34 protein-coding genes are annotated in these 26,673 nt (G+C 68.7%); 2 read left to right on the top strand and 32 right to left on the bottom strand.

Annotated features, from left to right (window positions below; translation table 11 throughout):
• Nucleotides 1–21: 21 nt before the first annotated feature.
• From rplO to rfbB, 30 genes are all read right to left on the bottom strand, one after another.
• The gene (gene rplO / locus ACPU2J_RS20505; RefSeq protein ID WP_361591098.1) at nucleotides 22–477 is read right to left on the bottom strand and encodes a 50S ribosomal protein L15; all 456 of its coding nucleotides are present in this window, start codon (nucleotides 475–477) and stop codon (nucleotides 22–24) included.
• Between the two features lie 2 nt (nucleotides 478–479).
• A complete protein-coding gene (rpmD, locus tag ACPU2J_RS20500; protein ID WP_005313525.1) occupies nucleotides 480–662 on the bottom strand; it encodes a 50S ribosomal protein L30 in 183 nt (60 codons plus the stop codon).
• A complete protein-coding gene (rpsE, locus tag ACPU2J_RS20495) occupies nucleotides 662–1,264 on the bottom strand; it encodes a 30S ribosomal protein S5 (RefSeq protein ID WP_007265914.1) in 603 nt (200 codons plus the stop codon). The genes rpmD and rpsE overlap by 1 nt, the downstream gene beginning before the upstream one ends.
• A gap of 45 nt (nucleotides 1,265–1,309) precedes the next feature.
• Complete coding sequence (gene rplR, locus ACPU2J_RS20490) at nucleotides 1,310–1,693, bottom strand: 50S ribosomal protein L18 (RefSeq protein ID WP_030008471.1); 384 nt, start codon at nucleotides 1,691–1,693, stop codon at nucleotides 1,310–1,312.
• A gap of 2 nt (nucleotides 1,694–1,695) precedes the next feature.
• Nucleotides 1,696–2,235 (bottom strand): 50S ribosomal protein L6, encoded by a 540-nt coding sequence (gene rplF, locus ACPU2J_RS20485; RefSeq protein ID WP_030773832.1) that lies wholly within the window; start codon nucleotides 2,233–2,235, stop codon nucleotides 1,696–1,698.
• Between the two features lie 20 nt (nucleotides 2,236–2,255).
• Complete coding sequence (rpsH, locus tag ACPU2J_RS20480; RefSeq protein WP_007265911.1) at nucleotides 2,256–2,654, bottom strand: 30S ribosomal protein S8; 399 nt, start codon at nucleotides 2,652–2,654, stop codon at nucleotides 2,256–2,258.
• Between the two features lie 220 nt (nucleotides 2,655–2,874).
• The gene (locus tag ACPU2J_RS20475; protein WP_003956452.1) at nucleotides 2,875–3,060 is read right to left on the bottom strand and encodes a type Z 30S ribosomal protein S14; all 186 of its coding nucleotides are present in this window, start codon (nucleotides 3,058–3,060) and stop codon (nucleotides 2,875–2,877) included.
• Between the two features lie 5 nt (nucleotides 3,061–3,065).
• Nucleotides 3,066–3,617: a 50S ribosomal protein L5 gene (gene rplE, locus ACPU2J_RS20470; RefSeq protein ID WP_030026331.1), complete on the bottom strand. Its 552-nt coding sequence runs from the start codon at nucleotides 3,615–3,617 to the stop codon at nucleotides 3,066–3,068.
• On the bottom strand, nucleotides 3,617–3,928 hold the full coding sequence (rplX, locus tag ACPU2J_RS20465) for a 50S ribosomal protein L24 (protein ID WP_030026329.1): 312 nt from the start codon (nucleotides 3,926–3,928) through the stop codon (nucleotides 3,617–3,619). Before rplX ends, rplE begins: the two co-directional genes overlap by 1 nt.
• A gap of 2 nt (nucleotides 3,929–3,930) precedes the next feature.
• Nucleotides 3,931–4,299: a 50S ribosomal protein L14 gene (rplN, locus tag ACPU2J_RS20460; protein WP_003956455.1), complete on the bottom strand. Its 369-nt coding sequence runs from the start codon at nucleotides 4,297–4,299 to the stop codon at nucleotides 3,931–3,933.
• Between the two features lie 106 nt (nucleotides 4,300–4,405).
• Nucleotides 4,406–4,687, bottom strand: coding sequence for a 30S ribosomal protein S17 (rpsQ, locus tag ACPU2J_RS20455; RefSeq protein WP_030008467.1), 282 nt, complete (start codon nucleotides 4,685–4,687; stop codon nucleotides 4,406–4,408).
• A complete protein-coding gene (rpmC, locus tag ACPU2J_RS20450; protein WP_007265907.1) occupies nucleotides 4,687–4,911 on the bottom strand; it encodes a 50S ribosomal protein L29 in 225 nt (74 codons plus the stop codon). Before rpmC ends, rpsQ begins: the two co-directional genes overlap by 1 nt.
• Nucleotides 4,911–5,330, bottom strand: coding sequence for a 50S ribosomal protein L16 (gene rplP, locus ACPU2J_RS20445; RefSeq protein WP_007265906.1), 420 nt, complete (start codon nucleotides 5,328–5,330; stop codon nucleotides 4,911–4,913). Before rplP ends, rpmC begins: the two co-directional genes overlap by 1 nt.
• A 5-nt stretch (nucleotides 5,331–5,335) precedes the next feature.
• Entirely contained in the window at nucleotides 5,336–6,175 is an 840-nt protein-coding gene (rpsC, locus tag ACPU2J_RS20440; RefSeq protein ID WP_007265905.1) for a 30S ribosomal protein S3, read from the bottom strand.
• Nucleotides 6,175–6,522: a 50S ribosomal protein L22 gene (gene rplV / locus ACPU2J_RS20435; protein ID WP_007265904.1), complete on the bottom strand. Its 348-nt coding sequence runs from the start codon at nucleotides 6,520–6,522 to the stop codon at nucleotides 6,175–6,177. Before rplV ends, rpsC begins: the two co-directional genes overlap by 1 nt.
• A 43-nt stretch (nucleotides 6,523–6,565) precedes the next feature.
• Nucleotides 6,566–6,847, bottom strand: a complete 282-nt coding sequence (rpsS, locus tag ACPU2J_RS20430) for a 30S ribosomal protein S19 (protein ID WP_007265903.1) — start codon at nucleotides 6,845–6,847, stop codon at nucleotides 6,566–6,568.
• A gap of 12 nt (nucleotides 6,848–6,859) precedes the next feature.
• On the bottom strand, nucleotides 6,860–7,696 hold the full coding sequence (gene rplB / locus ACPU2J_RS20425; RefSeq protein WP_007265902.1) for a 50S ribosomal protein L2: 837 nt from the start codon (nucleotides 7,694–7,696) through the stop codon (nucleotides 6,860–6,862).
• A gap of 39 nt (nucleotides 7,697–7,735) precedes the next feature.
• A complete protein-coding gene (gene rplW / locus ACPU2J_RS20420) occupies nucleotides 7,736–8,059 on the bottom strand; it encodes a 50S ribosomal protein L23 (RefSeq protein WP_007265901.1) in 324 nt (107 codons plus the stop codon).
• Entirely contained in the window at nucleotides 8,059–8,709 is a 651-nt protein-coding gene (rplD, locus tag ACPU2J_RS20415) for a 50S ribosomal protein L4 (RefSeq protein WP_030959024.1), read from the bottom strand. Before rplD ends, rplW begins: the two co-directional genes overlap by 1 nt.
• Nucleotides 8,710–8,714: 5 nt before the next feature.
• Nucleotides 8,715–9,359, bottom strand: a complete 645-nt coding sequence (gene rplC / locus ACPU2J_RS20410) for a 50S ribosomal protein L3 (protein WP_007265899.1) — start codon at nucleotides 9,357–9,359, stop codon at nucleotides 8,715–8,717.
• 14 nt (nucleotides 9,360–9,373) lie between these two features.
• Nucleotides 9,374–9,682 (bottom strand): 30S ribosomal protein S10, encoded by a 309-nt coding sequence (gene rpsJ, locus ACPU2J_RS20405; RefSeq protein WP_003948644.1) that lies wholly within the window; start codon nucleotides 9,680–9,682, stop codon nucleotides 9,374–9,376.
• Nucleotides 9,683–10,147: 465 nt separating this feature from the next.
• Nucleotides 10,148–11,263, bottom strand: a complete 1,116-nt coding sequence (locus tag ACPU2J_RS20400; protein ID WP_423833778.1) for a hypothetical protein — start codon at nucleotides 11,261–11,263, stop codon at nucleotides 10,148–10,150.
• Between the two features lie 143 nt (nucleotides 11,264–11,406).
• Nucleotides 11,407–14,025 (bottom strand): peptidoglycan recognition protein family protein, encoded by a 2,619-nt coding sequence (locus ACPU2J_RS20395; RefSeq protein WP_423833777.1) that lies wholly within the window; start codon nucleotides 14,023–14,025, stop codon nucleotides 11,407–11,409.
• 174 nt (nucleotides 14,026–14,199) lie between these two features.
• Nucleotides 14,200–16,065 carry a hypothetical protein gene (locus tag ACPU2J_RS20390; RefSeq protein WP_423833776.1) on the bottom strand — a complete coding sequence of 622 codons (1,866 nt, stop codon included), beginning with the start codon at nucleotides 16,063–16,065 and terminating at the stop codon, nucleotides 14,200–14,202.
• Nucleotides 16,066–16,097: 32 nt separating this feature from the next.
• Complete coding sequence (locus tag ACPU2J_RS20385) at nucleotides 16,098–16,997, bottom strand: glycosyltransferase family 2 protein (protein WP_361591106.1); 900 nt, start codon at nucleotides 16,995–16,997, stop codon at nucleotides 16,098–16,100.
• A gap of 6 nt (nucleotides 16,998–17,003) precedes the next feature.
• On the bottom strand, nucleotides 17,004–17,432 hold the full coding sequence (locus ACPU2J_RS20380) for a DUF2304 domain-containing protein (protein ID WP_389069292.1): 429 nt from the start codon (nucleotides 17,430–17,432) through the stop codon (nucleotides 17,004–17,006).
• Entirely contained in the window at nucleotides 17,429–18,118 is a 690-nt protein-coding gene (locus ACPU2J_RS20375) for a glycosyltransferase family 2 protein (protein WP_361591110.1), read from the bottom strand. The genes ACPU2J_RS20380 and ACPU2J_RS20375 overlap by 4 nt, the downstream gene beginning before the upstream one ends.
• Before the next feature lie 68 nt (nucleotides 18,119–18,186).
• Nucleotides 18,187–19,521: a lipopolysaccharide biosynthesis protein gene (locus ACPU2J_RS20370; RefSeq protein ID WP_361591112.1), complete on the bottom strand. Its 1,335-nt coding sequence runs from the start codon at nucleotides 19,519–19,521 to the stop codon at nucleotides 18,187–18,189.
• Entirely contained in the window at nucleotides 19,518–20,438 is a 921-nt protein-coding gene (rfbD, locus tag ACPU2J_RS20365) for a dTDP-4-dehydrorhamnose reductase (RefSeq protein ID WP_420079898.1), read from the bottom strand. Before rfbD ends, ACPU2J_RS20370 begins: the two co-directional genes overlap by 4 nt.
• Nucleotides 20,435–21,412, bottom strand: coding sequence for a dTDP-glucose 4,6-dehydratase (rfbB, locus tag ACPU2J_RS20360; protein WP_420079899.1), 978 nt, complete (start codon nucleotides 21,410–21,412; stop codon nucleotides 20,435–20,437). The genes rfbD and rfbB overlap by 4 nt, the downstream gene beginning before the upstream one ends.
• Before the next feature lie 82 nt (nucleotides 21,413–21,494).
• On the opposite strand from rfbB, the gene rfbA reads away from it, so the two are divergent.
• Nucleotides 21,495–22,370, top strand: coding sequence for a glucose-1-phosphate thymidylyltransferase RfbA (gene rfbA / locus ACPU2J_RS20355; RefSeq protein ID WP_361591117.1), 876 nt, complete (start codon nucleotides 21,495–21,497; stop codon nucleotides 22,368–22,370).
• On the top strand, nucleotides 22,367–22,966 hold the full coding sequence (rfbC, locus tag ACPU2J_RS20350; RefSeq protein ID WP_361591119.1) for a dTDP-4-dehydrorhamnose 3,5-epimerase: 600 nt from the start codon (nucleotides 22,367–22,369) through the stop codon (nucleotides 22,964–22,966). Before rfbA ends, rfbC begins: the two co-directional genes overlap by 4 nt.
• A gap of 216 nt (nucleotides 22,967–23,182) precedes the next feature.
• Here the strand turns inward: rfbC and tuf are convergent, their stop codons facing one another.
• Together tuf and fusA are read right to left on the bottom strand one after the other, a co-directional pair.
• On the bottom strand, nucleotides 23,183–24,376 hold the full coding sequence (gene tuf / locus ACPU2J_RS20345) for an elongation factor Tu (protein ID WP_030653602.1): 1,194 nt from the start codon (nucleotides 24,374–24,376) through the stop codon (nucleotides 23,183–23,185).
• A 151-nt stretch (nucleotides 24,377–24,527) separates the two neighbouring features.
• Nucleotides 24,528–26,660 (bottom strand): elongation factor G, encoded by a 2,133-nt coding sequence (gene fusA / locus ACPU2J_RS20340; RefSeq protein WP_361591120.1) that lies wholly within the window; start codon nucleotides 26,658–26,660, stop codon nucleotides 24,528–24,530.
• Nucleotides 26,661–26,673: the final 13 nt, after the last annotated feature.

Raw genomic sequence — 26,673 nt, 5'->3', positions numbered from 1 at the left:
TATTCAGCCACAGAAATCGTCTTAGACGAGCTCGGTGACGGTGCCGCCGGCAGCGGCAATCTTCTCCTTGGCGGAGGCGGAAACGGCGTCAACCGAAACCTGCAGCGCCACGGAGAGCTCGCCCTGGCCCAGGACCTTGACGAGGCTGTTCTTGCGAACCGCGCCCTTGGCGACCAGGTCGGCCACCGTGACCTCTCCACCCTCGGGGTAGAGGGCACCGAGCTTGTCCAGGTTGACAACCTGGAACTCGGTGCGGAACGGGTTCTTGAAGCCCTTCAGCTTCGGCAGGCGCATGTGGAGGGGCATCTGGCCACCCTCGAAGCGCTGCGGAACCTGGTAGCGGGCCTTCGTACCCTTGGTACCACGACCAGCCGTCTTACCCTTCGACGCCTCACCACGACCGACACGGGTCTTCGCGGTCTTGGCGCCGGGGGCGGGACGGAGGTTGTGAGCCTTCAGCGGGCTGTTCTCAGCCATGATTAGTCAACCTCCTCAACCGTCACGAGGTGGCGGACGGTGTGCACCATTCCGCGGAACTCGGGGCGGTCCTCCTTGACGACGACGTCGTTCAGGCGCTTGAGCCCGAGCGAACGCAGCGTGTCGCGGTGGTTCTGCTTGCTGCCGATGTACGACTTCGTCTGCGTGATCTTGAGGCGGGCCATCAGACACCCGCCCCGGCACGTGCACGAAGGAGAGCCGCGGGGGCGACGTCCTCGAGCGGCAGACCACGGCGAGCCGCGATCTCCTCGGGACGCTGCAGGCCCTTCAGGGCCTCCACGGTCGCGTGCACGATGTTGATCGCGTTGTCGGAGCCGAGCGACTTCGACAGGATGTCGTGAACGCCGGCGCACTCCAGAACGGCGCGCACCGGGCCACCGGCGATAACACCGGTACCGGGGGAAGCAGGCTTCAGCAGGACAACGCCGGCCGCCTTCTCGCCCTGGATCGGGTGCGGGATGGTGCCCTGGATGCGGGGAACCTTGAAGAAGTTCTTCTTGGCTTCCTCGACGCCCTTGGCGATGGCCGCGGGAACTTCCTTGGCCTTGCCGTAACCGACACCTACGGTGCCGTCACCGTCACCCACCACGACGAGCGCGGTGAAGCTGAAGCGACGACCACCCTTGACAACCTTGGCGACACGGTTGATCGCGACAACGCGCTCAACGTAAGCGGTCTTCTCGGCGGCAGCGCCACCGTCGCGACCCTTCCGGTCCCGCCGCTCGCCGCCACCGGCACCGCTTCCGCGGCGCTGGGGTCCAGCCATTGGATTACCTCTCTCTGTTACGTCCGTGAGTCCCGGAACCGGGGCTTAGAACTTCAGCCCGGCTTCGCGGGCGGCGTCAGCCAGAGCGGCAATGCGCCCGGCGTATCGGTTGCCACCGCGGTCGAACACGACGGTCTCGACACCCGCGGCCTTGGCACGCTCGGCGACGAGCGCGCCGACGGCCTGGGCCTGGGAGCTCTTGTCGCCTTCGCCACCGCGGATCGAAGCGTCCAGGGTCGACGCGGACGCCAGGGTGTGGCCCTGGAGGTCGTCGATGACCTGAGCAACGATGTTGCGGTTGGAACGCGTCACGACGAGGCGCGGACGCTCCGCCGTACCCGAGACGTTCTTGCGGATGCGGATGTGGCGGCGAGCCTTGGCAGCGCGCTTGTACGCGTCGCCCTTGGCGATCTTCACACCGTATGCCATGGCTACTTACCAGCCTTTCCGACCTTGCGGCGGATGACCTCGCCGGCGTACTTGACACCCTTGGCCTTGTACGGGTCGGGCTTCCGCAGCTTGCGGATGTTGGCGGCGACCTCGCCGACCTTCTGCTTGTCGATGCCCTCGACCGAGAACTTGGTCGGCGACTCGACCTTGAAGGAGATGCCCTCGGGCGCCTCCACCAGGATCGGGTGGCTGTAGCCGAGCTGGAACTCCAGGTCGGAGCCCTTCGCGGCCACGCGGTAACCGACACCGCTGATCTCGAGAGCCTTGACGTATCCCGTGGTCACACCGGTGATCATGTTCGCCACCAGCGTGCGGGACAGGCCGTGCAGGGCCTTGTTCTGACGCTCGTCGTTCGGACGGGTGACGTTCAGAACGCCGTCCTCGTCCTTGACAACTGCGATGGGCGCCTTAACGGTGTGCGCGAGGGAACCCTTGGGGCCCTTCACGTTGACCGTCTGGCCATCGATGGTGACGTCCACACCGGCGGGAACCTGGATGGGGAGCTTGCCGATTCGCGACATTGCTTTTCCTCCGTTCCCGACTACCAGACGTAGGCGAGGACTTCCCCACCTACGCCCTTCTTGCCTGCCTGCTGACCGGTCAGGAGACCGTGCGACGTGGAGATGATCGCCACGCCCAGGCCGCCGAGGACCTTCGGCAGGTTGGTGGACTTCGCGTACACGCGCAGACCGGGCTTCGAGATCCGCTTGATGCCCGCGATGGAGCGCTCACGGTTCGGCCCGAACTTCAGCTCGAGGACGAGGTTCTTGCCGACCTCGGCGTCCTCGACCTTCCAGCCGGTGATGAAACCCTCCTGCTTGAGGATCTCCGCGATGTGCGACTTGATCTTGCTGTGCGGCATCACGACGGTGTCGTGGTACGCCGAGTTAGCGTTACGCAGACGCGTGAGCATGTCTGCGATGGGGTCAGTCATGGTCATGAAGTGGCCTTCGGCCTCTCTCGCCGGGGTTTCCTGTATGCGCCATCCCTCTCCCCACTCAGTGGCGGGACGGGTGCGGCACGGGGACCTACGGCGTAGTAAGTCGGTAGGGCGGCGGACGCCCAACCCCACAAGCCTACGGCATGCGGGAAGGACGGTCCGCCGACCTGATGCTTACCGAGAGCGTCTGGAATACCTCAACACCCAAAGGGCGCGGGGTCTACCAGGAGCTCTTGGTCACGCCCGGCAGCTCGCCACGGTGAGCCATCTCACGGAGGCACACGCGGCAGAGGCCGAACTTGCGGTACACGGAGTGGGGGCGACCGCAGCGCTGGCAGCGGGTGTACGCACGCACACCGAACTTGGGCTTACGGGCAGCCTTCGCGATGAGAGCCTTCTTCGCCATCTCGCTTACGCCTCCTTGAAGGGGAAGCCGAGGTGACGAAGGAGCGCGCGGCCCTCAGCGTCGTTGGTCGCCGTGGTGACCACGGTGATGTCCATACCCCGGGTACGGTCGATCTTGTCCTGGTCGATCTCGTGGAACATGACCTGCTCCGTGAGACCGAAGGTGTAGTTGCCACGGCCGTCGAACTGCTTCGGCGACAGACCACGGAAGTCACGGATACGCGGCAGCGCGAGCGACAGCGTACGGTCCAGGAACTCCCACATGCGGTCACCGCGGAGGGTGACGTGGCAGCCGATCGGCTGACCCTCACGCAGCTTGAACTGCGCGATGGACTTGCGGGCCTTCGTGACGGCCGGCTTCTGACCGGTGATCGTCGTCAGGTCGCGGATGGCACCGTCGATCAGCTTCGAGTCACGGGCGGCGTCGCCGACACCCATGTTCACGACGATCTTGACGAGGCCGGGGATCTGCATGACGTTCTCGTAGGAGAACTCCTCACGCAGCTTGCCCGCGATCTCCTCGCGGTACTTCGTCTTCAGACGCGGAGTGGTAGCCATCAGATGTCCTCACCCGTGCGCTTGGCAACGCGGATCTTGTTGCCCTCGTCGTCGAAGCGGTAACCGACGCGGGTGACGACCTTCTTGCCGTCCTTCTCCACGACCAGCTGGACGTTGGACACGTGCACCGGAGCCTCGGTGATCACGATGCCGCCCGCCTGGTTCTGGCCGGCCTTGGTGTGCTTCTTGACCCGGTTGACACCCTCGACGAGGACGCGGTTCTCGGCGGGGAAGGCGACGATGACCTTGCCCTGCTTGCCCTTGTCCTTACCGGTGATGACCTGGACCAGGTCGCCCTTCTTGATCTTCATGCTTACAGCACCTCCGGCGCGAGCGAGATGATCTTCATGAACTTCTTCTCGCGCAGCTCACGGCCGACGGGGCCGAAGATACGGGTGCCGCGAGGGTCGCCGTCGTTCTTCAGAATGACGGCGGCGTTCTCGTCGAAGCGGATGTACGAGCCGTCCTGGCGGCGGCGCTCCTTGACGGTGCGAACGATGACCGCCTTGACGACGTCACCCTTCTTCACGTTGCCACCGGGGATCGCGTCCTTGACGGTGGCGACGATGACGTCACCGATGCCCGCGTAGCGGCGACCGGAGCCACCGAGAACACGGATGCAAAGGATCTCCTTGGCACCAGTGTTGTCGGCGACACGCAGTCGCGACTCCTGCTGGATCACGTCTATCTCCTGTTTGTCTGCCGGTTCCCGGCCGGGGCCCCGCTCTGTGAGCGGAGGGCCCCGGCCGAGCCTGGCGGAACGAACCTAAGGGAAACCCCTCAGGTGCTTACTTGGCCTTCTCGAGGATCTCGACGATGCGCCAGCGCTTGCTCGCCGACAGCGGACGCGTCTCCATGATGAGGACGCGGTCGCCGACGCCGGCAGCGTTCTGCTCGTCGTGAGCCTTGAGCTTGTTGGTACGGCGGATGACCTTGCCGTACAGCGCGTGCTTGACGCGGTCCTCGACGGCGACGACGACGGTCTTGTCCATCTTGTCGCTGACGACCAGACCCTCACGGGTCTTGCGGAAGCCGCGCTCGGTCTTCTCAGTCACGTTGTTCTCGCTCATCAGGCGTTCTCCACCGTCTCGATACCGAGCTCACGCTCGTGCATCAGGGTGTAGATGCGAGCGATGTCCTTACGGACGGACTTGAGCCGGCCGTTGTTCTCCAGCTGGCCGGTGGCCGCCTGGAAACGGAGCTTGAACAGCTCCTCCTTGGCCTCGCGCAGCTTGGCAACGAGCTCCTCGTTGCCGAGCTCGCGGAGCTCGGACGCCTTGGTTCCCGTCGCCATCACGACTCACCTGCCTCGCGCTTGACGATGCGGCACTTCATCGGCAGCTTGTGGGCCGCACGAGTGAGAGCCTCACGCGCAATCTTTTCGTTCGGGTAGGACAGCTCGAACATGACCCGGCCCGGGTGCACGTTCGCGATCCACCACTCCGGGGAACCCTTACCGGAACCCATGCGGGTCTCGGCAGGCTTCTTCGTGAGCGGGCGGTCCGGGTAGATGTTGATCCAGACCTTGCCGCCACGCTTGATGTGGCGGGTCATCGCGATACGAGCCGCCTCGATCTGGCGGTTCGTCACGTAGGCGGGGGTGAGCGCCTGGATGCCGTACTCGCCGAACGAGACCTCAGTACCGCCCTTGGCCATACCGCTGCGCTTCGGGTGGTGCTGCTTGCGGTGCTTGACCCTACGAGGGATCAGCATGTCGGTCAGGCCTCCGTTCCGGTGCTCTCGGCCGGAGCGGCGGCGGGAGCGTCGGCCTTGGGGGCCTCGGCACCAGCAGCCTGCTGCGGCTTGCGGCCACCACGGCCGCCGCGCTCGCCACCACGGCCACCACGGCCGGCGGGACGGTCGCCAGCGCCGGCGCCACGGGCCGGGCGGTTACCCGCACGGGCCGCAGCGTTCTCGGCGCGAACCTCGGCGATGTTCTTGACGTCGCCCTTGTAGATCCAGACCTTCACGCCGATGCGGCCGAAGGTGGTCTTGGCCTCGAAGAAGCCGTAGTCCACGTTCGCGCGCAGCGTGTGCAGCGGCACACGACCCTCGCGGTAGAACTCGGACCGGGACATCTCGGCGCCGCCGAGACGGCCACCACACTGGATCTTGATGCCCTTGGCGCCGGCCTTCATGGTGCCCTGCATGCTCTTGCGCATGGCACGGCGGAAGGAGACGCGGGAGGAGAGCTGCTCGGCGACGGCCTGGGCCACCAGCTGAGCGTCGAGCTCCGGGTTCTTGACCTCGAGGATGTTCAGCTGGACCTGCTTGCCGGTCAGCTTCTCCAGGTCACCGCGGATGCGGTCGGCCTCGGCGCCGCGGCGGCCGATGACGATGCCGGGACGAGCGGTGTGGATGTCCACACGCACGCGGTCACGGGTGCGCTCGATCTCAACCTTCGAGATGCCGGCGCGCTCCATGCCGGACGTCATCATCCGACGGATGGCGACGTCTTCCTTGACGTAGTCCTTGTACAGCTTGTCGGCGTACCAGCGGGACTTGAAGTCCGTGGTGATGCCGAGTCGGAACCCGTGCGGGTTTACCTTCTGGCCCATTACCGGGAACCTTCCTTGCTGCTGACGACCACGGTGATGTGGCTGGTCCGCTTGCGGATCCGGTAGGCACGGCCCTGGGCACGCGGACGGAACCGCTTCAGGGTCGGGCCCTCGTCCACGTACGCCTCGCTGATGACCAGCGTGGAGGCGTCCGGGTGGTTGTAGTTGTGTGCGGCGTTGGCAATGGCGCTGTCCAGCACCTTGCCGACCGGCACGCTCGCGGCCTGCGGGGCGAAACGCAGGACCGCCTGAGCCTCCGTGGCATCCATGCCACGGATGAGGTCCACCACGCGGCGGGCCTTCATGGGCGTGACGCGGATGTACCGCGCCTGGGCCCTGGCTTCCATGGTTGTCCCTTCGGTGTAAGTCATAGTCGTAACCACCCCGCCTTTAGCGGCGCTTCGACTTCCGGTCGTCCTTGACGTGGCCGCGGAAGGTGCGAGTCGGCGAGAACTCGCCGAGCTTGTGGCCGACCATCGACTCGGTGACGAACACCGGGACGTGGGTCTTGCCGTTGTGCACCGCGATGGTGTGACCCAGCATGCTGGGGATGATCATCGAGCGACGGGACCAGGTCTTGATGACGTTCTTGGTGCCGGCTTCGTTCTGGGCGTCCACCTTCTTTACGAGGTGGTCGTCGACGAAGGGCCCCTTCTTGAGACTGCGCGGCATCTAAACCCGCTCCTAGCGCTTCTTGTTCGTCTTGCGGCGGCGGACGATGTACTTGCTCGAAGCCTTCTTCGGCGAGCGAGTACGACCCTCCTTCTGACCCCACGGGCTGACCGGGTGACGACCACCGGAGGTCTTGCCCTCACCACCACCGTGCGGGTGGTCAACCGGGTTCATCGCGACACCGCGGACGGTCGGGCGGACGCCCTTCCAGCGCATGCGGCCGGCCTTGCCCCAGTTGATGTTCGACTGCTCGGCGTTGCCGACCTCGCCGACCGTGGCGCGGCAGCGCGCGTCGACGAGACGGATCTCGCCGGACGGCATGCGGAGGTGGGCCATCACGCCCTCCTTCGCGAGCAGCTGCACGGAGGCACCAGCGGAACGCGCGAACTTGGCGCCGCCACCGGGGCGGAGCTCGATCGCGTGGATCGTGGTACCGACCGGGATGTTGCGGAGCGCGAGGTTGTTGCCCGGCTTGATGTCGGCCGTCGGGCCGTTCTCGATCCGGTCACCCTGCTGCAGACCGCGCGGCGCGATGATGTAGCGCTTCTCGCCGTCGGCGTAGTGCAGCAGCGCGATGCGCGCGGTGCGGTTGGGGTCGTACTCGATGTGCGCGACCTTGGCCGGCACGCCGTCCTTGTCGTGACGACGGAAGTCGATCACGCGGTAGGCGCGCTTGTGGCCACCACCCTGGTGGCGAACGGTCACACGACCGGTGTTGTTACGGCCGCCCTTGCTGTGCAGGGGGCGGACCAGCGACTTCTCCGGCGTGGACCGCGTGATCTCGACAAAGTCGGCGACGCTGGAGCCACGACGGCCCGGGGTCGTCGGCTTGTACTTGCGGATACCCATTTCTCAGTCCTCGTCCGATTCCGGACGACTAGACCTCCGTTAGGAGGCCTGGCCGCCGAAGATGTCGATACGGTTGCCCTCGGCAAGGGTCACGATGGCGCGCTTGGTGTTGGCGCGCTTGCCGAAACCGGTCTTGGTGCGCTTGCGCTTACCCTGACGGTTGATCGTGTTGACCCCGGTGACCTTGACCGAGAAGACCGCCTCGACGGCCTGCTTGATCTGGGTCTTGTTGGCGCCGGGCGCGACGATGAACGTGTACTTGTTCTCGTCCAGCAGCGCGTAGCTCTTCTCCGAGACGACCGGCTTGATCAGCAGGTCGCGCGGGTCGGTGAAGGTCTTGCTGGTAACGGTCGCCTCAGACATCAGGCGTCGCTCCCTTCGGTCTCATCGGCCTTGGGGCCAGACACGAAGGACTCGAGCGCGGCCTGGGTGAAGACCACGTCGTCAGAGACGATCACGTCGTACGTGTTCAGCTGGCCCGGCTCCAGGATGTGAACCTGGGGCAGGTTGCGGGCGGACAGCCACGCGGCCTCGTCGGCACGCTCGACGACCAGGAGCAGGTTCTTGCGCTCCGAGATCTTGCCGAACAGCGTCTTGGCGGCCTTCGTGGAGGCGGCACCCTCGACCACGCCGGTGACGACGTGGATGCGGGAGTGACGCGCGCGGTCCGAGAGGGCACCGCGGAGGGCGGCGGCCTTCATCTTCTTCGGGGTCCGCTGCGAGTAGTCACGCGGCTGCGGGCCGTGGACGACGCCACCGCCGGCGAACTGCGGAGCGCGGGTCGAACCCTGACGGGCGCGGCCGGTGCCCTTCTGGCGGTAAGGCTTCTTGCCACCACCACGGACTTCGCCGCGGGTCTTGGTCTTGTGCGTGCCCTGACGGGCAGCGGCCAGCTGCGCGACGACGACCTGGTGGATCAGCGGAACGCTGGTCTTCGCGTCGAAGATCTCCGCGGGGAGCTCGACGGTACCGGCCTTGTCGCCTGCCGGCGAAAGGATGTCAATGGTGCTCATTAACCTCAAGCCCCCTTGGCCGCGGTACGGACCAGGACGAGGCCGCCGTTCGGACCGGGAACTGCGCCCTTGATGAGGAGCAGGCCCTTCTCCGCGTCTACCGCGTGGATGGTCAGGTTCTGGGTGGTGACGCGCTCGTTACCCATGCGACCGGCCATGCGCATGCCCTTGAAGACACGCCCAGGGGTGGCGCAGCCACCGATCGAACCGGGGGAGCGGTGCTTGCGCTGCACACCGTGACCGGCGCCGAGGCCCCGGAAGTTGTGCCGCTTCATGACACCGGCGAAGCCCTTGCCCTTGCTGTTGCCCGTGACGTCGACCTTGACGCCGGACTCGAACACCTCAGCAGTGATCTCCTGGCCGAGCGTGTACTCGCTGGCGTCGGAGGTGCGGAGCTCCACCAGGTGGCGGCGGGGGGTCACGTCGGCCTTGGCGAAGTGGCCCTTGAGGGGCTTGTTCACCTTGCGCGGGTCGATCTCGCCGAAGGCGATCTGGACCGACTCGTAGCCGTCGATGTCGTTCGTACGGACCTGGGTAACGACGCAGGGTCCGGCCTTGACCACGGTCACCGGGACGACACGGTTGTTCTCGTCCCAGACCTGGGTCATGCCGAGCTTCTCGCCCAGGACGCCCTTGATCTGCTTTGCCATCTTCTCGACGCCTCTCAGAGCTTGATCTCGATGTCGACGCCGGCCGGAAGGTCCAGGCGCATCAGCGAGTCAACGGTCTTGGGCGTCGGGTCGAGGATGTCGATCAGGCGCTTGTGCGTGCGCATCTCGAAGTGCTCGCGCGAGTCCTTGTACTTGTGCGGCGACTTGATGACGCAGTACACGTTCTTCTCAGTGGGCAGCGGCACCGGGCCCGCGACCGACGCACCAGTGCGGGTCACCGTCTCGACGATCTTCTTCGCCGAGGAGTCGATGACCTCGTGGTCGTAGGCCTTGAGCCGGATGCGGATCTTCTGTCCCGCCATGGCTACTCCGTAGTCCTGTCTCTGTGTGGAAACGCTCTGGCCCTCGGTCGGCTGCGGGACGGATCCCGCCGCTTCTCTCCGACCCACGCGGTCGGGCGTGTCGCACTCCCTCCACAGAAAATTCCCATACGGAAATTCCCTCGTCCAAGGGGGTGCGGTCCCATGACCGCGGTTCGGGGGAGAAACACCCACCGAGTGCCTGGTGGGCACCGTGCTGACACTTCCCAGAAGATTCCCGTACGTCCGTCCCCATTGCTGCCCCGAGGGGCAGATTAAGGACGACGAGTACTGTGGGACTCGCTTCCGGTCCTCCCGGCGGGAGGCGCGCAGCATCGGCACTCAGCCGAGCAACTTGAGTAGTCTGCCATACGAGACACGTACCTGGCCAATCGGGCCGAAGAGAATACCCCGCCACGCTGAGTGGTCAAACCGCGGCGCGCCCGTCGCGCGGCGGGGCCCCTCCGGTCAGGACCGGGTGACCGTCCCGCACCCTTCTTCGCCCCTGATCTCCCTGCTCCGGTCGTACGGGTCCACCGCGGGCCCGGTGGGCTGCGGGCCCGGGAGCGCGTCCCCGGCGAACTGCGGGTGGAGGAAGCCGTCGGCCGCCTCGCACCCCACGTTGGACCACTCGGAGCTGTAGGTGTGCAGCTGCAGTCGGCCGCGGGTGGTCTCCCAGCGCGCCGGGTCCAGCAGCGAGAGGGTGACCTGCCGGCGCACGATGGTCCGCTGGACGTCGGTGCCGCCCTTCGTGGGGGTCACGGGGTGCACGAAGGTGTAGTCGGTGACCACGCGCAGCTCCCCGGGCTCCCCCGGCTCAGCGCGCATGCTGCCGCGGACCTTGACCACCTCGCCGACCGGCTTGACCTCGGCCGGGTCGAAGCGGGTGAACAGCATCACCGGGGTGTCCTGGGCGGTCGGCGCGCTCAGGTACCGCTCGACGTCCTTCATCAGACCGGGCTGGCGGGGGTCGAGGAGCTCGATGGCGGCGGCCGGCCGCTCCCCCCGCAGGGTCGCCGGGTCCAGGTTGGCCGCGACGAGGAACTGCTTGGCCTTCTGCAGCGCGTCCGCGACCTTCTCCGCGGACATCCCGGCCATGGGCGTCGCCGCGGGCACCTCGATGCCGGCGGCCCCGTCGGCCCACTGGAGCGCCGGGGAGCCGCGGAAGGGCTCCGACAGCGTCGGCTGGTCGGGGGCCAGGGAGGGCGGGGGCGCGAGCGGGCGTGCGGTCTCGGCGGGGAGCGGTGCGGCGTTGCGCGCCTCCTGCCGGGCCTCGGCCTCGCCGGTGATCCGGTCGATGAGCAGCTCGGGCCGCACCGCGATGAGGGCCAGGCCGGCGATGGCGGCGACGGCCAGGGTGGCCTTGAGCGTGCGCCCCGGGCGGCGGCGCTGCTGCCACGCCGGCCCGGTGCGCCAGCCCGGCGGTTCCTGCCCCTGGGTGGCCCGCAGCCGTGCGGTGACCTCCCGGGCCCGTGCGGAGGGCTCGCGCGGAGCCGCCGCGCCGCCCGCGGCCGCCTGCTGCTGGAAGCGGGCCCAGTCCTCGTCGGACATGCCCGGCCTGCCGTTGTCCCTGTCGTTCGCCATCGTCCGGTCCCGTCCTGTGTGTGCGTGCTTCGTTCGTGTGTGTGTGGGGGGGCGGGGTGCGTGCGGCCGCGTCGTCCGCGGGCGACGCGAGGGGCCCCGCACCATCCGGTGCGGGGCCCCTCACCTGCGGGTGCTGCGGTCGGTCAGGAGCTGAACCAGCCGGTGATGTCGGCGAGCAGGTCCACGGATCCGGAGTTGTTGTAGAAGCTGACCTTGCCGTCCACGACCGGGACGACGACCAGGTTGGGGATGGTGAGCCCGGCGGTGAAGTTCAGGTTCGACGCGCTCGTACGGGGCGTGCCGCTCGGGTAGACGGACACGTAGCTGGCCTCGGTCGGGTTGGTCGCGGTCACGTTGAGGACCACGGCCTTCACGCCGGTGGCCGGGATCCCGCCGACGCCCGCCACGGGCAGGGTGACGACGCCGCCCCCGGTGACGGGGCCCTGGCGCACGCCCTGGCCCGTACGGGTGTCCATCAGGCGCTTCGGGCCGAAGTTCGCCTGGAGGGCGCCCTCGGGTGCGTCCGAGAAGTAGCCGGTGATGTCGGCGAGCAGGTCCACGGTGCCCTGGTTGTTGTAGAAGCTGATCTTCCCGTCCACGACCGGGACGATCACCAGGTTGGGGATGGTCTGGCCGGGGGTGAAGTTCAGGTTCGACGCGCCGGAGCGGGTCGTGCCGCTGGGGTAGACCGACACGAAGCTGGGCTGGGTCGGGTTGGTCGCGGTCACGTTGAGGACCACGGCCTTCACGCCGGTGGCGGGGATGCCGTCGAGGCCGGCCACGGGCAGGGTGACGACGCCGCCCGCGCCGAGGGCGCCGGCCGGGACACCGAGGCCCGTGCGGGTGTCCATCAGCCGCTTCGGGCCGAAGTTGGTCTGCGTGGCCCCGCCGCCGGTCGAGGTGAAGTAGCCGGTGATGTCGGCGATCAGGTCGACGCTGCCCTGGTTGTTGTAGAAGCTGACCTTCCCGTCCAGGACGGGCACGACCACCAGGTTGGGGATGGTGCGGCCGGGGGTGAAGTTCAGGTTCGAGGCGCTGGGGCGGGTCGTGCCGCTGGGGTAGACCGACACGAAGCTCGCCTCGGTCGGGTTGGTCGCGGTCACGTTGAGGACCACTGCGGTGGGCGTGCCGCCGGTGGCGGCGGCCACCGGGAGGGTGACGACCTTGCCGGCGCCGACGGCCCCGGCCGGGACACCGAGGCCCGTACGGGTGTCCATCAGGCGCTTGGGGGCGAGCGGGACGAACTTGGCGCCCTTGACGTCCGCGGCGACGGTGACCGCGAGGGCGGTGGAGACCTTGCCGTTGGTGGTGGTCGCGCGGACCTGCACCTGGTGGCTGCCGTCGGTGAGTGCGGCGCTCGCCCGGCGGGCCGTGCCGTCGGTGACGGCCACGGATTCGCCGTCGACGAGCAGCTCGAACTTGTTCAGCCGGGCGTTCGGCGTGCTGGTGGACCAGTCGACCGTCAGGAAGGCTCCGCTGGGAAGGGTGGCGCCGGGGGTGGCCGCCGCGCCGTTCACCGAGGAGATCTTCAGCTGGGCCGCGGGGCCCGAGGTCCGGACCGAGTCCAGCTGGGGGTAGAGGGCGTTGCCCGGGCACTGGGTGTTGAAGCCGTCCCGGTGGCCCGAGAGCGACTTGAAGGTGTACTGCTGCCCCTTGGTGAAGGAGGTGCCGAAGTAGTTCTTCTGCGTGTCGCCCGCGGTCAGCGTCGTCGTGCCGTTGATGTCGCCGTCGTACTGGCCGAGCTTGTAGGCCGCGACCCTGTTGACGGCGTCGAGCGCGGCGCCCGAGGCACCGGCGTTGGTGTAGTCGCCGAGGACGGAGACGCTGGTGGACTCGGCGTTCCAGCCGTAGGTGTGGGCGCCCTGGACGGGCTGGTCCACACCGCCCTGGCGGCCCTCGAAGACGGTGCCGCACTTGTCGACGAGGAAGTTGTAGCCGAGGTCGCGCCAGCCGTTGCCCTGTACGTGGTAGACGTGCAGGCTGCGGACGATGGCCGCGGACTCGGAGCACTCGTACGGCGTGGTGGCCGCGGTGTGGTGGACGAAGACGGCCTTGATCCGCCCGCCGGGCAGGTAGATCGGTCCCTCGTTGTTCAGGGACTCGTCGGCGCCCCACTGCACGCGGGAGACCACGTCCGGCCGGGGCGCGGTCGAGGCCGGTGCCGGGGTCGGCACCGGCGGCACGGGGTCGTCGGCGGGGAGGGCGGCGGCGACCGGGGCCAGGCCCAGGTCGTTCTTCTTCTTGGTCTTCGCGGCTCCCGCGCCGGGGTCGACGAGGGTCAGCTCCATCCCGGCGGGCAGCGCGGCGCCGCCACCGCCGATGACGCGTACCTCGGCGCCGTCGGACGGGCCGACCCACACGGGCTCGGTGGCGCCGCGCAGGCCGGGCCGCTTGCCGTCGAGGCCGGACTCGGCCTGCTCCAGCTGGACCCACTTGGACCACTTGCCGGTGTCGGCGTCCCGCGTGCGGGCCTCGATCCGGCCCTTGACCTCGGCCTCGGGGTCGCTCCAGGAGACGCCGAGGAGCCCGAAGGGCTCGGTGTCCTGCTGGGAGAGCACGGCCTCTCCCCTGCCCTTCGGCTTCAGGGCGAGCTTGTGCAGCTCCCCCTCGACCGGCCCCTTCTCCCGGGCCCGGGCGCTGTACGGGGAGACCTCTCCCCCGTCGGACGCTCCGATGCCGTTCGCGACGCCCTGGATGCCCAGCACCGCGACGACGCCGAGCGCGGCGGCGATTGCCGTACCGCGCAGACGACCTGCTCTCAACTTGTCCCCCGCCACTGTTCCGACCGCGTCGGAAAACATGCCTGATGGGGCGGATGCTACTGGCCGGCGATCACCGTCGGGACAGGGGGGTGACCCCGGCTCGAACGAAGGTGCGGACACAGCGGGACCCCCGGCCGCAGCGGACTGCGCGGGGGTCCCGTAGGGGGGCGAGGGCTACTTCTTGGCCTTCTCCTGCGCCTTCTTGTCCTTCGACTCCTCTTCCTGCTTCTCCTTCTCGGCCCGCTCCAGCTCCTCCTGCGGGGCCTTGATGCCGCAGACGACGGGCCAGTCCACGGGGTCGATGCCACCGCACCAGAAGCCCTTGTCCGGAGCCTGCTTCCAGTTCTTGTTGCGGATCTTCTGGCACTCGCCGTCCGCGGCGTAGCGCGGGCAGGTGCCGTCGGACGTCCGCACGTTGTGGGCCCGGTAGGCGTCGATCCCCATCGAGGTGGTGTCGGACTGCGGCATGTACCGGTTGACCGACCAGGAGGCGCCCATGGTGGCGAAGAGCGCGATGGCGCACACCATGCCGGCGGCGAGCTGCGCGACGGCCCGCCGGGGGACGACGCGGGTGCCCTCCGCGCCGGCGCCGGGCCGCCGCAGCGTGCGCTCGGCCCATCCGGATCCGCGGTGGACCACGGCCATCATGCCGAACACCGCCATGATCATCAGGCAGTACATGATGATCCAGGTGGTGCGCGGGTAGAGCTGGACGGTCTGGCTCTGCTCCATGTTCCCGGCGAACCAGAAGCGGAGCAGCCAGGCGCCCGCCAGGGTGGCGGCGGCGGTCAGGACCATCGCGTTGCGCAGGGCCAGGCCGACGCCCAGGCCCACGGCGAACAGCAGGAGCAGCGCGAAGCCGGTCTGGCCCGCCATCTCGCCGGCCACCGGCCAGTCCTGGTACTCCACCGACCCCGACCGGTCGGACGTCCAGCCCAGGACGTACGCGGGGTCGGTGTAGACGGTGAGGAAGGCGTAGCGGTCCGGGTGCTGGGAGCCGAGCCGGGCCATCTGGTAGAGCAGCGGGGCACCGACGATCCCGGCGGCCAGCAGGGTGGCGCCGACGAAGGCGCCGGCCCGCTTGCGGGCCTGCGCTCCGCCCCGCCACGGGAAGAGGACCAGCGCCAGCAGCCCCACGCCCGGGGCGGCCCAGACGTACCAGCCGGAGTACCAGAGGAACACCAGGCCGAAGACCACGCCGAGGGCCGCGCCGCGCACCAGCGAGCCGCGCAGCGGACGGTGGCCGGCGCGGCGGAGCTCGCGCATGCAGTAGCCGAGCAGCGGCAGCGTCACGAGCATGCTGGCGTGGCTGTAGGGGCGGATCGGGTCGATGAAGAGCACCGCCGAGGGCACGGCGATCAGCAGCGCCCAGAAGGGCCGCAGCAGCATGCGCCAGGCCAGGTACGTCATCGGGCCGGCGACGGCCGTGAAGAAGATCTGGAAGTCCTTCAGGGCGTAGCCGGTGCCGCCGGGCACGTCGTGGCGCAGCTTCGCCCAGACGGCCATCAGGCCGGGGAAGAGCGGCGGGTAGATGCCCGAGACACCCTCCCCGTGCAGGAAGGAGTTGGCCATGTTGATGAGCGCGCCCGGGTCGCCGTCCTGGCCGCCGAGCCCCCAGGGGGTGCCCTGCAGGGCGACGACCACGCCGCCGGCCACCACGCCGGTGGCGAGGCCCGCCAGTGCCGCGCAGACCAGCCGCTTGGCCAGCTGGTGCCGGGCCGGCGTGCTGCGGTACGCCGTGTACAGCAGGACCGCGAGCAGCGGGAGGCCGAGCAGGGCCGCGTACTGCTGGAGCTGGGCGAGGCCGCTGACCTGCCCGATGCGCACGACGGGGTTGATGCCGATCCGGGTGCTCAGCAGGGTGACCATGAGGGCCGCCACGACGCTGACCACGGCCTCGGCCAGCCGCGGCACCCACCGGTTGGACAGCCACGCCCGTCTCCCCGAGGGGGACGGACTGGTCTTCCTCTCTGCCGCCTCGGCGGAGGCGGGCACGGAGGTGCCCGCCTCACCGGCCTGTTCGGGAGCGAGGTGTGTCATCTCAGTCCGTTTCGTGGGATACGGGAGGAGGCTCAGCCCTGCCCGGAAGTGAAGGCGTGCTTGGCGAGCGTACGGGCGCCCTCGCGGTGCCCGCGGCGCAGTGCGCCAGGGAGCATCGTCAGGGCGTGCAGGCGGGAGGCGCTGTGGAAGCGCGCCGCGCGGGCCGCCTTGGGCCAGCCGCGGGCGTCCATGCGTGCGGCCACCGCGGAGAAGTAGCGCTCCGCCTCGGCGAAGCGGGTGCCGGAGAAGGCCTGGACCGACGATTCGCTGACGGCGTGCCGGCGGTACTGGAAGACGGTGGTGGAGTTGTCGACGACCATCTGCTCGCCGCCCTCCAGCAGGTCCACCACGAGGGCGAGGTCCTGGATCACCGAGTAGTCGTCGCGGAAGTTCACGGCGCGCAGCACCTCGCCGCGCCAGGCGATGGAGGGGAAGTAGAGCCAGTTGCCGCGCAGCACGCTGGCGGCGAGCTCCTCGCCGCCCATCAGGCGGCTGCCCTTCACCTGGGGCGCGTACAGCCGCTTCTTGGTGTTGTCGGCGAGTCCGGCCGTGACCCGGCCCGCGCCGTCGATGACCTCGACGCCGGGCTGGACCATGCCGATGCCGGGCCGGCCCTCGACGATGCCGCGGACGGTCTCCAGGTAGTGCGGGTGCAGCAGGTCGTCGCAGCCCATGATGACCACGTAGTCGGCCTCGGAGAGCCGGACGCACTTCTGGAAGTTCTTGGTGATGCCGAGGTTCTGCTCGTTGCGCGTGTAGTGCACGCGGTCGTCGCCGAGCGCCGCGAACCAGCCGGGTACGTCGGGCTCCCGGCCGTCGTCGATGACGACGAGGCGGAAGTCGCGGTCGGTCTGTGCCAGGACGCTGCGGACGGCGTCCTGCATCAGCTGCACGTCCCCGTAGTAGGGAAGCATGAAGTCGAAGGTCACCACGGGGCGTCAGGCCTTCACGGAGTCGGAGGCGGGCTCGGGGGCGGACTCGGCGGCGGCCGCGGCGGGTGCCGGGACCTCGCCGTTCAGCCGCTCGTCGTTGTGCCGGACGCCCTCGTTGATGGCGACGGTGCGCGCCAGGTCGGTGATCTTCTTCTCCAGCGAGCGGAACCGCAGGAAGGTGTTGAGCGTGAGGAAGCCCATGCCGAGGACCATCACGTAGAGCACCAGGTCGGTGCCGCGGCCGACGCCGAGCTGCTGGGCGAGCCAGGTGACGTCGGTGGGCCGGAGCACGGCGTAGACGTTGACGATGACGAAGAGCGAGAAGGCGATGCGCTTCCAGGCCCGGTTCTTCGCCTGGCTCCACGTCCGGATGAAGATCAGGGCCATCGACACGGAGCCGGCGATGAGGACGAGCTGGATCCAGAAGTACTTCATCGACGCCCACGCTCCCGCAGCGAAATGTCAAAGATGATGTTCACGCCGTTGATGAGGGACTGTCCCTTGGAGCGCGAGTATTCGGTGTAGAGGATGTCCACCGGGACCTCGGTGACGCGCAGGTCGGAGCCCGCCAGGAATCCGACGAGCTCGGAGGCGTGCGCCATGCCGTTCATCGTGATGTTCAGCTGCTCGGCGGCCTTGCGGCTCAGGACGCGCAGACCGTTGTGGGCGTCCGTGAGCTTGAGCTTGCGGGCGGTGGGGCTGACGGCGGCGGCCGTGCGCAGGACCACCTGCTTGATCCACGGCACCTGGCCGTTCTGCTCGATGAAGCGGGAGCCGAGCACCACATCGGCCTCGTCGCGCCGCAGCACGCCGACCATCGTCTCGACGTCCTTGGTCTGGTGCTGGCCGTCGGCGTCGAAGGTCGCGAACCAGCGCGAACCGGGCTGGGCGAGCGCGTACTTCAGACCGGTCTGGAGGGCCGCGCCCTGCCCGAGGTTGACCGGGTGGCGGACCAGGTGGGCGCCCGTGGCCGCGATGTGCTCGGCGGAGTCGTCGGTGCTGCCGTCGTCGACGACGACGATGTTGGGGAACGTCTTGCGGGCCCCCTCGACCACGTCGGCGATCACCTGGCCCTCGTTGAAGGCCGGTATGACCAGCCAGACATCGTCGTATTGGGACACGGTAGCTCCAGCGGAATGTGGCACGTGCGAGTGCTCGGTGATCGGTGTGACGTCTTGGGGCGGCATGTTCACTTCCCGACGGCGCCCACGCCCGGGCCGTGCGCCTCGGCCATCGGCCGGGAGGTTCCGCCGGCCGCGCCCGAGGCTCCGGGGAAGCTCAGCCTGAGGGACGCCAGCATAGCGAGCACGGTTGCGGTGGATCCCAGGGCGTAGGCCACGATCACGCGCACCGACACGTCGCCCGGGAGCAGGGTGACGCCCACCAGGACGGCCGTGCCCAGGGCCCAGCAGAGCAGCTGCAGGTTGTGCCGCCTGAAGACCATGAGCGCCTGTCCGAGGACCATCGCGAACATGTACGCCACGGTGCCGGCGGACAGCAGGAAGAAGTCGAAGCGGCCCAGCACCGGATCCTCGGCGCCGAAGAGCACCTCGATGAGCCACGGGCCGAGGGCCGTGGCCGGCAGGCCGCCGAGCAGGCCGAGCGCGCCGACGACCAGGGCGATGCGGCGCAGCATCGCCCAGAAGGCGGCCCGGTCCCCGGCGGTGAAGGCAGCCGTCAGCCCGCTGAGCAGCGAGGCCTGGAGCGAGCCGAAGACGAAGAGCGGCACCCGGGCCAGGACCAGGGCGCTCATCAGCGCGGCGATCAGCGCGCTGTCGGCGGGGGCCAGCAGCTTGGTGCTCATCACGGCCGCGTTCACGACCAGCTGGGACAGCAGGGTCGCGCAGACCAGCAGGCCGAGCCCGCCCCACAGTTCCCGCCAGGCGATCGGCTCGCCGGGACCCACCGCGCGCAGCAGCGCCGGCAGGGTGACGGCCGTCGCCACGACCGGCGCGACGGCGAGGACGAGGCTGAAGGCGAGCGCGGAGTCCGAGCCGAGCAGCGCGCAGCCGAAGGCGAGGACGATCCGCAGGCCGCCGTCGACGGCGAGCTGGGTGCCGTACGCCCCGAACCGGCCGAGTCCGGCCAGCACCCCGCGGGTGAGGTAGCACACGGCCATGCCCGTGAAGGCCCCGCCGAGGGCCGCCACCAGGGACCGGTCACCGTGGAAGAGGAGGTCCGCGATCGGGCCCGCGGCGAGCGCCAGGAGCAGCAGGGTCGTGCCGAGTATCCCCGCGGTCAGCAGCGTGGCCCGGCGCAGCACCGGGGTCGTGCCGGCGCCGAGGACGACGCGCGCGGAGACGATCCGGGTCAGTTCCTGCTCGATGGGGAAGAAGACGCCGATGCCGATGGACATCACGATCGTCCACAGCACCGACACGTTCGCCATGGCCTCGGTGGACAGGCTGTGCCCGGCCACGCCCAGGTGGACGTACGAGGCCGCGCCGAGCACGACGGTGCCGCCGGCCACCGCGACGGTGCCCGGCGGCAGCGCCGCGCTCAACTTGTTCAGCAGGGCCTTCATCCCGCTCGGCCGCCCCGGGCCTGTTCGGCCAGGGCCGCGAAGCCCGGGGTGGCGAGGGCCTCGGCCAGCTGCTCGCGCCAGTCGGCGAGCGGGGCCAGCCCGGCCCGCGCCCACCGATCGTGCGCGAGCACGCTGAACGCGGGACGGACGGCGGGGCGCACGAACGCCTCGGAGGTGGTGGGACGGATCCGCTCGGGGTCCAGGCCGCTCAGCCGGTAGGTCTCGCGGGCCAGCCCCATCCAGGTGGTCCGGCCGCTCGCGGTGCCGTGGTAGACCCCGCCGGGAGCGCGGCCCGCCGACGCGGCCAGGCCGAGGTCGACCAGGTGGCGGGCGAGCGCGTGGGACCAGGTGGGCTGGCCGTGCTGGTCGTCGACCACGTCGAGGCTGTCGCGCTGGGCGGCCAGCTTGAGCATGGTGGCGACGAAGTTCGGCCCGTGCTCGCCGTACAGCCAGGCGGTCCGTACGACGTACCCGTCCTGCGGCAGCAGTTCGGCGACGGCCTGCTCGCCGACCAGCTTGGAGCGCCCGTAGGCGTTGACCGGTCCGGTCGCGGCGTCCTCGGCGTACGGCTCGGCGGCGTCGCCGGGGAGCACGTAGTCGGTGGAGACGTGGACCAGCCGCGCCCGCGCGGCGGCGCAGGCCGCGGCGAGGACCCGTACACCGGTGCCGTTGACGGCCGTTGCCGCCTCCTCGGCGGTCTCGGCGCCGTCGACGTCGGTCCAGGCCGCGCAGTTCACGACGACGTCGGCACCCTCGACCGCGGCGCGCACGGCGTCCGGGTCGGTGATGTCGAGGTCGCCGCGGCGCAGGCCCACGGCGTCGATGCCGGCGCTCTTCAGGACCGCCAGGACGTCCTGGCCGAGCATCCCGGCGGCGCCGGTGACGAGCCAGCGGCCGGCGGGCGAGTCGGTACTCACTTCTGCAGGGCCGCCTTCGCCTTCAGCGGCTCCCACCAGGCCCGGTTCTCGCGGTACCAGTCGATGGTGGCCTTGATGCCGTCCTCGAAGGTGACCTGCGGGGTGTAGCCCAGCTCGGAGCCGATCTTGCTGATGTCGATGGAGTAGCGCAGGTCGTGGCCCTTGCGGTCCTCGACGTGCTCGACCATGTCCCAGCCGAGGCCCGCGGCCTCCAGCAGGACGCCGGTGAGCTCCTTGTTGGTGAGCTCGGTGCCGCCGCCGATGTTGTAGACCTCGCCGGCCCGGCCCTTGCGCATGGCCAGGTCGATGCCGCGGCAGTGGTCGGAGACGTGCAGCCAGTCGCGGACGTTGCCGCCGTTGCCGTACAGCGGGACCTTCCGGCCGTCCATCAGGTTGGAGACGAACAGCGGGATGACCTTCTCCGGGAACTGGTAGTGCCCGTAGTTGTTGGAGCAGCGGGTGACCACCACGTCCATGCCGTGGGTACGGGCGTAGGCCAGGGCCAGCAGGTCCGACGAGGCCTTGGACGCGGAGTAGGGGGAGTTGGGCACCAGCGGCCACTCCTCCGTCCAGGAGCCCTCGGTGATCGAGCCGTAGACCTCGTCGGTGGAGATGTGGACGAAGCGGCCGACCCCGTGCTTGCGCGCGGCGTCCAGCAGGACCTGGGTGCCGACGACGTTCGTCATGACGAACGGGCCCGCACCGGCGATCGAACGGTCCACGTGCGACTCGGCCGCGAAGTGCACGACGACGTCGTGACCGGGCATCACCTGGTCGACGGCGTCCGCGTCGCAGATGTCGCCCTTGACGAAGGCGTATCCCGAGTGACCCGCGACCGGTGCGAGGTTCGCCTCGACGCCCGAGTAGGTCAGCTTGTCGAAGACAGTGATCTGCGCCGTGGCATCTGCGCCGAGCTGCTGGCGAACGAATTCTGAACCGATGAAGCCGGCGCCGCCGGTCACGAGGATGCGCATAATACGAAGAGTCTAGCGGGCCGCCGAACGTCACATGCCCTGAGCTCCGCTCCCCCACGGGCTCTCGCATAGGGTTCTCCCCATGCGTGGAATCCTCTTGGCCGGTGGTACCGGATCCCGACTCTGGCCGCTGACCCGGGCAGTCTCGAAGCAGCTGCTCCCCGTCTTCGACAAGCCGATGATCTACTACCCCCTCTCCACCCTGGTGATGGCGGGTATCAGCGAGATCCTGATCATCACGACCCCGGAAGACCGCGACCAGTTCGAGCGTCTGCTCGGCGACGGTTCGCAGTTCGGTCTGCGGCTGGAGTACGCCGTCCAGGAGCGCCCGGAGGGCATCGCCCAGGCGTTCGTCCTCGGCGCCGACTTCATCGGTGACGAGTCCGTCGCGCTGATCCTCGGCGACAACATCTTCCACGGCAGCGGCCTCGGCACGCGCCTCGCCGAGCACACCGGCGCCAAGGGCGGCCGCGTGTTCGCGTACCCGGTCGCCGACCCGACGGCCTACGGCGTCGTGGAGTTCGACGAGAAGGGGCAGGCCATCTCCATCGAGGAGAAGCCGGTCAGCCCCAAGTCCCGCTACGCGGTGCCCGGTCTGTACTTCTACGACAACCAGGTCGTGGAGATAGCCAAGGGCCTCAAGCCCAGCGCCCGCGGCGAACTGGAGATCACCGCCGTCAACGACGCGTACCTCCAGGCCGGCGAGCTCAACGTCACCATCCTCGACCGCGGCACCGCCTGGCTCGACACCGGCACCTTCGTGTCGATGGTCCAGGCCTCCGAGTTCGTCCGCGTCATCGAGGAGCGCCAGGGCTTCAAGATCGGCTGCATCGAGGAGGCGGCCTGGCGGGCCGGCCTGATCGACTCCGCGCAGCTGCGCGCCCTCGCCGAGCCCCTCACCAAGAGCGGCTACGGCACCTACCTGCTGACCCTCCTCGACGAGGAGGCGGCCAAGTGAAGTTCCGCGAACTCTCCCTCGAGGGCGTCTTCGAGGTCACCCCGCAGCTGCACGGCGACCCGCGCGGCCTGTTCACCGAGTGGTACCGCTTCGACCGTCTCGCCGAGGTCGTCGGCCACCCGCTGAACCTGGCGCAGGCGAACCTCTCCGTCTCCTCCGCCGGCGTGGTCCGCGGCATCCACTTCGCCGACGTCCCGCGAGGCCAGGCCAAGTACGTGACCTGCGTGCGCGGTGCCGTCCTCGACGTCATCGTCGACCTGCGGGTCGGCTCCCCCACCTTCGGCCAGTGGGAGGGCGTCCGCCTCGACGACGTCGACCGCCGCGCGGTCTACATCCCCGAGGGCATGGGCCACGGCTTCTGCGCGCTGTCCGACGACGCGACGCTGTCGTACCTCTGCTCGGAGACGTACAACCCGACCGGTGAGCACTCCGTCCATCCCCTCGACGCCGACCTCGGCATCGAGTGGCCGGCCGAGGTGCCGCAGCTGTCCGCCCGCGACGAGGCCGCGCCCTCGCTGGCCGAGGCCCTCGCGACCGGTCTGCTGCCGGACCACGCCGCCTGCGTGGAGTTCACGGAGTCCCTGCGCGTGCGCTGACGCGACGCCACCGCCGTACGTACGAGAAGGGCCGCACCCCGTCCAGGGGTGCGGCCCTTCTCGTACGTACGGGGCCGCAGCCGGCCCTCCGGCACCGCGGAGCGCGGCCGTGCTCCGCACACGCCGAAGGGCCCCGCCCCACCGCCGAGGCGATGGGCCGGGGCCCTCCAGTGCAACTTGGTGCTCGTCGAACGAGCTACCAGGTCAGAACACGAATTACTTCGTGATCTTGGTGACCTGGCCGGCGCCCACGGTACGACCACCCTCACGGATGGCGAACTTCAGGCCCTCCTCCATGGCGACCGGCTGGATCAGCGCGACCGACATCTCGGTGTTGTCGCCCGGCATGACCATCTCCGTGCCGGCCGGCAGGGTGACGACACCCGTGACGTCCGTGGTACGGAAGTAGAACTGCGGACGGTAGTTGTTGAAGAACGGGGTGTGACGGCCACCCTCGTCCTTCGACAGGATGTAGGCCTGGGCCTCGAACTCGGTGTGCGGGGTGACCGAACCGGGCTTGATGATGACCTGGCCGCGCTCGACGTCCTCGCGCTTGATGCCACGGAGGAGCAGACCGACGTTCTCACCGGCCTGGCCCTCGTCGAGCAGCTTGCGGAACATCTCGATACCGGTGACCGTGGTGGTGGTCTTCTCTTCCTTGATACCGATGATGTCGACGGTCTCGTTGACCTTCAGGACACCACGCTCGATACGGCCGGTGACGACCGTACCGCGACCGGTGATCGTGAAGACGTCCTCGACGGGCATGAGGAACGGCTTCTCGGTGTCACGCGGCGGGGTCGGGATGGCCTCGTCGACGGCGGACATGAGGCCGAGGAGCTTCTCGCCCCACTCCTTGTCGCCCTCGAGCGCCTTCAGCGCGGAGACGCGGACGACCGGCAGGTCGTCGCCCGGGAACTCGTACTCGGAGAGGAGCTCACGGACCTCGAGCTCGACGAGCTCCAGGATCTCCTCGTCGTCCACCATGTCGGCCTTGTTCAGGGCGACGACGATGTAGGGGACGCCGACCTGGCGGGCCAGGAGCACGTGCTCCTTGGTCTGCGGCATCGGGCCGTCGGTGGCGGCGACCACGAGGATCGCGCCGTCCATCTGCGCGGCACCGGTGATCATGTTCTTGATGTAGTCCGCGTGACCCGGGCAGTCGACGTGGGCGTAGTGACGCGCCTCGGTCTGGTACTCGACGTGCGCGATGGAGATGGTGATACCGCGCTGGCGCTCCTCAGGAGCCTTGTCGATCTGGTCGAAGGCCGAGGCCTCGTTCAGGTCCGGGTACGCGTCGTGCAGCACCTTGGTAATGGCGGCCGTGAGGGTCGTCTTACCGTGGTCAATGTGACCGATGGTGCCGATGTTGACGTGCGGCTTAGTCCGCTCGAACTTCGCCTTCGCCACGGGGGTCCTCCTGGAGAGTGGTTCTGTACGCCTTACTCATCGGCGCCAGGTGATCTTTGCTGGAAAGCCAGTCCCCCCGGGGCAACGGGAGCGGTTGCTCCTGTTGCCCCCGAGGTTCTGGTGACAAGCCTAAAGCGTGTACTCGGAAGAGTTACTCGCCCTTGGCCTTCGCGATGATCTCCTCGGCGACGTTCCGGGGAACCTCGGCGTAGGAGTCGAACTGCATCGAGTAGCTGGCGCGACCCGAGGTCTTGCTGCGGAGGTCGCCGACGTAGCCGAACATCTCCGACAGGGGCACGAGGCCCTTGACGATCTTGGCTCCGTGACGGTCCTCCATGGCCTGGATCTGGCCACGGCGGGAGTTGATGTCGCCGATGACGTCACCCATGGACTCCTCCGGCGTGGTGACCTCGACGGCCATCATCGGCTCGAGGAGCACGGGAGAAGCCTTGCGCGCGGCCTCCTTGAAGGCCTGCGAACCGGCGATCTTGAAGGCGAGCTCGGAAGAGTCGACCTCGTGGTAGCCACCGTCGAGAAGCGTGACGCGGACGCCCGTCATCTCGTAGCCGGCCAGGATGCCGAACTGCATGGCCTCCTGCGCACCCGCGTCCACCGAAGGGATGTACTCCTTCGGCACACGACCGCCGGTGACCTTGTTCACGAACTCGTACGCCGGGCCGTCGGCCTCGGTGATGGGCTCGATCGCGATCTGCACCTTGGCGAACTGACCGGTACCACCGGTCTGCTTCTTGTGGGTGTAGTCGTGACGCTCGACGGCCTTGCGGATCGTCTCGCGGTACGCGACCTGCGGCTTGCCGACGTTGGCCTCGACCTTGAACTCGCGCTTCATACGGTCGACCAGCACCTCGAGGTGCAGCTCGCCCATACCGCCGAGGATGGTCTGGCCCGTCTCCTCGTCCGAGTGAACGTGGAAGGAGGGGTCCTCCTCCGCGAGACGCTGGATGGCGACACCCAGCTTCTCCTGGTCACCCTTGGACTTGGGCTCGATGGCGACCTGGATGACCGGAGCCGGGAAGTCCATGGACTCCAGGATCACGGGCTGCTTGTCGTCGCACAGCGTCTCACCGGTGGTGGTCTGCTTCAGGCCCATGACGGCGACGATGTCGCCGGCGCCCACCGAGTCGATCTCCTCACGCTTGTTCGCGTGCATGCGGTAGATCTTGCCGATGCGCTCCTTCTTGCCCTTGACGGAGTTCAGCACCGCGGTGCCGGCCTCCAGGCGGCCCGAGTAAACCCGGACGAAGGTGAGCTTGCCGAGGTGCGGGTCGCTCATGATCTTGAACGCGAGCGCGGCGAGGGGCTCCTCGTCCGACGGCTTGCGCTTCACGGCGACCTCGGCGTCGCGGACGTCGTGGCCCTCGATGGCCTCGATGTCCAGCGGCGACGGCAGGTAGCGGACGACGGCGTCGAGCAGGGGCTGAACGCCCTTGTTCTTGAACGCCGTGCCACAGAACACCGCGGTGATCGTGGGCTCGCCCTTGCCCTTGCCGGAGCCGAGGATGATGCGGCGGACGGCCGCGTGCAGCTGCTCCTCGGTGGGCTCTTCGCCCTCGAGGAAGAGCTCCATCATCGTCTCGTCGTTCTCGGCGACCGTCTCCACGAGCTTGGCGCGCCATTCCTCGGCGGCCTCGGTGTGGGTGGCCGGGATGTCGACGACGTCGTACATCTCGCCCTTGGTGGCCTCGGCGGACCAGACGAGCGCCTTCATGCGGACGAGGTCGACGACACCCTGGAAGTCGGCCTCGGCACCGATGGGGAGCTGCATGACGATCGGGACGGCGCCGAGGCGGTCCTTGATCATGTCGACGCAGCGGTGGAACTCGGCACCGGTACGGTCGAGCTTGTTGACGAAGCAGATGCGCGGGACGCCGTAGCGGTCCGCCTGACGCCAAACGGTCTCGGACTGCGGCTCCACACCGGCGACACCGTCGAACACGGTGACGGCACCGTCGAGGACGCGGAGCGAACGCTCCACCTCGACCGTGAAGTCGACGTGACCCGGGGTGTCGATGATGTTGATGGTGTGGTCGACGTCCTCGAGCGGCCAGTGACAGGTCGTCGCGGCGGACGTGATCGTGATGCCGCGCTCCTGCTCCTGCTCCATCCAGTCCATCGTGGCAGCGCCGTCGTGGACTTCACCGATCTTGTACGAGACACCGGTGTAGAACAGGATGCGCTCGGTGGTGGTCGTCTTGCCCGCGTCGATGTGGGCCATGATGCCGATGTTGCGCACCTTGGCCAGGTCAAGCGAAGTGGTAGCCATGTCGGCTCAGTCT

The organism is Streptomyces manipurensis, from assembly GCF_049570255.1.
In the GTDB taxonomy this organism is placed as follows: Bacteria; Actinomycetota; Actinomycetes; order Streptomycetales; family Streptomycetaceae; genus Streptomyces; species Streptomyces manipurensis.
This window is presented reverse-complemented; position numbering and strand designations above follow the sequence as displayed.